The sequence below is a fragment of the Enterococcus durans NBRC 100479 = LMG 10746 genome (assembly GCF_001544215.1).
In the GTDB taxonomy this organism is placed as follows: domain Bacteria; phylum Bacillota; class Bacilli; order Lactobacillales; family Enterococcaceae; genus Enterococcus_B; species Enterococcus_B durans.
In genome coordinates this window covers 1-5,081 of record NZ_BCQB01000090.1, presented here as the reverse complement: position 1 = coordinate 5,081, position 5,081 = coordinate 1, and the positions used below count along the sequence as shown (strand labels likewise).

Annotated in this window: 4 protein-coding genes; 1 reads left to right on the top strand and 3 read right to left on the bottom strand. The window is 32.7% G+C overall.

Going from position 1 to position 5,081, the window contains the following annotated elements:
- The first annotated feature begins 2 nt into the window (after positions 1 to 2).
- Positions 3 to 572 carry a recombinase family protein gene (locus ED2_RS14180; RefSeq protein WP_255209484.1) on the top strand — a complete coding sequence of 190 codons (570 nt, stop codon included), beginning with the start codon at positions 3 to 5 and terminating at the stop codon, positions 570 to 572.
- Here the strand turns inward: ED2_RS14180 and ED2_RS14175 are convergent.
- The 3 genes from ED2_RS14175 to ED2_RS14165 all read right to left on the bottom strand — a co-directional run bounded on the left by ED2_RS14175 (position 569) and on the right by ED2_RS14165 (position 4,735).
- Complete coding sequence (locus ED2_RS14175; RefSeq protein WP_002334568.1) at positions 569 to 1,999, bottom strand: hypothetical protein; 1,431 nt, start codon at positions 1,997 to 1,999, stop codon at positions 569 to 571. The genes ED2_RS14180 and ED2_RS14175 overlap by 4 nt on opposite strands.
- Positions 2,000 to 2,160: 161 nt before the next feature.
- Positions 2,161 to 3,339: an IS256-like element ISEfm2 family transposase gene (locus ED2_RS14170; RefSeq protein ID WP_060789910.1), complete on the bottom strand. Its 1,179-nt coding sequence runs from the start codon at positions 3,337 to 3,339 to the stop codon at positions 2,161 to 2,163.
- A 436-nt stretch (positions 3,340 to 3,775) separates the two neighbouring features.
- Positions 3,776 to 4,735 carry an IS30-like element IS6770 family transposase gene (locus ED2_RS14165; RefSeq protein WP_060789909.1) on the bottom strand — a complete coding sequence of 320 codons (960 nt, stop codon included), beginning with the start codon at positions 4,733 to 4,735 and terminating at the stop codon, positions 3,776 to 3,778.
- Positions 4,736 to 5,081 lie beyond the last annotated feature (346 nt).

Sequence of the window (5,081 nt, the reverse complement as noted above, 5' to 3'; positions counted from 1 at the left end):
AAATTGAAGAAATGAAAAAGTTCGGCGCAGAAAAAATTTTCATCGAGAAACAATCTGGAGCAACGATTACTCATCGACCGATTTTCCAGGAAGCTTTAGAGTTTGTCCGAGACCAAGATATTTTTATTGTCGAAGCAATCGACCGACTTGGAAGAAATTACGACGAAATCATTGCTTCAGTCAATTACCTAAAGAAGAAAAACGTGCAGCTGATCATCACCAGTCTACCGATCATGGCTGAAGCAATTGGCAATCCTCTTTTGGATAAATTCATTAAAGATTTAATCATCCAAATTTTGGCCATGATTGCAGAGCAAGAGCGTACCGAATCTAAACGACGCCAGGCGCAAGTCATTAAAATTGCAAAAGCAAATGGCGTCTATAAAGGTCGTCCAAAACTCTATAGTGCAGATACAAAAAATCCTCAACGACGTTTAGTTTATGAAAACATCGTTAAGGATTTAAATGAGGGCATAGCTATTTCAAAAATTGCTAAAAACTACAATATTACTAGACAAACTATTTACAGAATTAAGAATGATATTGAGTATAACAGTAATCAAATGAATTAAAAAAGTTCTTTATACATTAAAATTTCTTCTTTTAACTCATCAATTCTAGGAGATCTAACATCAGAATCAGCAATTGCATTTAATAACTCATCAATATTTTCTTTATTCGCTAGTAAAGGATCATAGTATTTTATATTCTTTTTAATTAATTCCAGAGTTTTTATATTTTGTTCTTTGTAATTAGCTAGAATTTCTTCTACAGTTTCGCCTGAAATCATAGCCATATCTGAACCAGTATTGATTCCTTTGAATGGATAAGGTTCTTTATCATATGCCTTTATCATTTCTACTAAATCATCATATCCTAAGTGTTTTTTAACATACAGCATAAAATTTATTAATGTAAAAAATGGCATTGAAGAATAGTCTGGAAATATAAATTGAAACAGTTTGTTCGCAAAATATTTATCATCATCATTGCTTTCTGGTGACACTGACAGGCTGCTAAGCCACTTTAAATACAATTCAAATATAATTATTTGTTTTTGTGAATTATCTTCATTCTCATCATAAATAAGTTTATCGGGTAAAAGATTATCTAAGTTATCTACTAAAGATAGGCTATTAGCTTTCTTGGCATAAGATATTAATTTTAAAATATTATTATTTAGGAATAATCTATATTCTTCTCCAGATAATTCTTCTAAAAATTGTGATAGGAATTGATTATATCTGTTACTAGAATTCCAATTAAAAATAGAGTTTTTTGTATAGATATCGAAAAAATCATTTACTTTTTTTATATCTATATTCTTTCCTTCAAGATACACACATTTTATTTCGGAATAAATAAATTTGGATAAACGCTCATAAACATCATAATCGATAGTATTGTACGTATTTATTTCATCAAATTTATTCATGTCTATACTAGTGAAAAAGATAGACATAAATTCTAATTTTTTTTCATAGTCTTTATTTTCTTCACATTGATCTATATACATATCCATCAGATCGATTTCTTCTATCTCTCCATGTTGATCCACTGAATTCCATATGAGAGACCATATTTCTTTCTGAACAGCTTCATTCTTGGATAAGTTACTAATATATCTTTTCCTACATTCTGTTCTATATTTAACGGTTTCACTAGAATTGTTTTTTGAATAAGTACGCTTGTTAATAATCCAAAAATAGCACCTAACTAACGATAGAATAGATAAGCTTATGCCGATTACATATAAAAGAAGTACTATACAGTTAAGTTTTCTATAAAACTCATTACTTGCTGAATTTGTTTGATAGAAAAGTAAAGGCAATGTTAACAATATTAGTCCAAAAGACAGTTTTTTTATTTTTATAACTTGATCAAATACTACCATTTTATCCCAATCAACAGCATTCTCATTTTCAAATAAAAATGTAGCAATTGGTATAAATAATGCCAACACTGTACTTGTTATATTCCATAAAAATCCCGAATCCATAATTATTTTCCTCCTATATAAAATTTGTAAAATGTAAATATAATTACTCAATTATCTTTTTAAAAGCTTCCTCCATTAATATAATATTATCATCCAAATCGTCGATGTTGGGAGCGTCAATAATTTTGTGTAAATAACTCGTCCTTCTGCAAAATAATGGGTTACTCAGTAAACATTGAAGCTAATGTATCCGTCACTTGTTGGAAGCCTTTATGGCTTCTATTTAAGAATTTTTGATTGTATGTATCAAAGATGGATACTAGGAAACGCTCTAGTGATTCTTCATTTTGAAACTGATCTTTTCTGCGGCTGTATTTCTTGATTTGTTTATTGAAAGATTCGATTAAATTAGTTGAGTAAATGCTTCGGCGGATACCAGGCGGAAACTCATAAAAAGTCAATAAATCTTGATTTTTTATCAGTGACTGCGTCACTTTAGGATAAGTTTTCTGCCACTTCTCAATCATACTCCCTAAAAAGGTATTTGCCTCTTCCTTTGAGCTAGCTTGATAAACAGCCTTAAAATCATCACAGATTTCTTTTCGATCTTTGACACGTACTTTATGAGCAATATTACGGGAAACGTGAACACAGCAATGTTGGTATTTAGCTTTAGGATAAATCTGGTGAATCGTATCTTTCATGCCTTTTAAGCCATCGGTAATAAACAGTAAGACATCATGAACCCCTCTGGAGTAAATGTCCTGTAACAACTCATTCCAAACGTAGGTCGATTCAGTCGGAGCAATCTCATAACTTAGTACTTCTTTAGTGCCGTCTTCTCGTATACCAATGGCAATATAGATTGCTTCTTTGGAGACGGTTTGCCGTTTTAAAGGAATATAAGTAGCATCCATGAAAATAGCGACATACTTATCATTTAGAGTTCTAACTTTAAATGCATTTACTTCTTCAGTCAGCACTTTAGTCATGTTGGACATGGTTTGGAGCGTGTAGTGATGCCCATACATTTTCTCAATCAAGTCTGCGATTTCCGACATGGTAATACCTTTTCGGAAGAGGTGAATGACGGTCTCCTCTAAGGTATCATTCGTCCGTCTATAAGCAGGAACAGTCTGTTGCTTGAACTCGCCGTTGCGGTCGCGCGGAATCTGGAGATGAAGTTCCCCGTACTCGGTCTTGACCGTACGGTCATAGGAGCCGTTACGAGAATTACCCGTGTTAAAACCAATACGATCGTACTTTTCGTAATCGAGGAAAGCCGTTAACTCCGTTTTGAGAAGCGTATTGACAGCTTTTTCCAAATGGACACGGAATAATTCATTCAAATCGCCTTTGTTCGCTAGAGTCTTTAGAATTTCTGTAGTAAAATCGTTCATAGGGAAGTCCTCTCTTCTGTGAATGTTTTGTGGTAACTCTATTCTACAGAAGGGATTTCCTTTTTTCTATTTACACAAAATATTTTACACTCTCTCGATGTTACATCTATAGAATTCTTTTATTACTTTCAAAGTATCTAAAGTTATCACAAATGATAGTTTTTCCAATACATGTATTTGTAACGCTGATTCTATTCCAATATTTGATGCAATATGATTAATAGTGCCAGTTCCATGAACATCCATTGATCCAATTCCATATATAGAAAAATATAGAGATTTGTCGATATTAAGTCTTTTCATCAACTTCAGTATGCTTGTTTTCTTTTCTTGGTCTAAATCGTACCAATGCCTATTGTCCCATCTTTTTGTTCCTTTATACTTAAATAATTTTTTCTGTTCATTCTTGTAATACGTAATTATATCATATGATTTGTCAAATTAAGCTAGAATAAAATGCTTCTTGTACATAGCTCAAAAATATTTCGATTGGTGTTCTGTAATTCAATGATTTTCTTGGAATATGATTACGTTGATTGCTGACACTGGAAATAAATGTCTGATTCACTTCTCTAAAATCCATTGATTTCGGCAGTCCATTACGACGCAGAATCCCGTTAGAATTCTCGTTTAATGGGCGTTGAGAAGGTGTTCCAGGGTCCGCAAAATATATATCAATATCATGTTGGTTACTAATGGCTTTCCAGTTAGAAAATTCTTTTCCACAGTCAAACGTAATAGATTTAAAGAAGTTTTTAGGGAAGCGAGAAAACCATTGATTAAGGGCAGTTTCAATATCTAATGCCTTACGGCCGTTGGGTTTAATCGTGATAATGACTTTAGATAACCTTTCAACTAAAGTAATGACGGCACTTTTATGATGAATGCCAACGATCGTATCACCTTCAAGGTGACCAAACTCAGAATTGAAATCAGGATAATTATCAGGTCGATCATGGATTGAGCGCTGATACTGTTGTTTTCCCCGTTTTTCCTGATGGCCATTGGGTTTTCTTTTACCTTTCATCGGTAGTGTGTCAATATCAAATATTCCTTTAGAAAATAAACGATAAAGTGTTCTCATACCGCATGAAACAGGCCTTTCTTTTCGCCCGATAATGACGTCAGGCGTCCAACCAAGAGTGACTTTCTCTTTAATGTAATCTACTTCATGAGCAGGTAATTGAATGACTTTTCTCCCACATTTTTTCTTATTTTCTTTATACTGGTACCAATAATCAAGAGCAGTCTTGCCTTGGTTGAACTTATTGACTACACTATAAATAGTTTGTATAGCACGTCCCATTCGGTTAGCGATTTCAACCCGCTTATTATGTTGAAGATAATATGATTCTATCATTGTCAGTTCGTCTATGGTAAGATGTTTGTAGGTCATTTATGGTTACACTCCTTTGTTTTCTTTCGTCGGAAATACAATTTGAGTGTACCATAAATGCCTTTTTATTTTTCTAACTTAATTTTACAATTCGCGTATATTTTAATTCCTAATTTTGCTCCACTTTTAGATAATTTTTAGGTCTATTTAACTCATCAGACATTCTATGCTCATTTTCTCCAAATTTGTTTCAACTCTTTTGGTGTTAGTATCAAATCTTAGACAGCTTTTCGTAGAGACAAGAATAAATTAAACTTATCTACGAGAGGATGAATTTTTATGACCCGATATGAAGAAAATTTTAAACAAATGATTGTTGAACTGAATCAAACTGGACGTTCTGTTC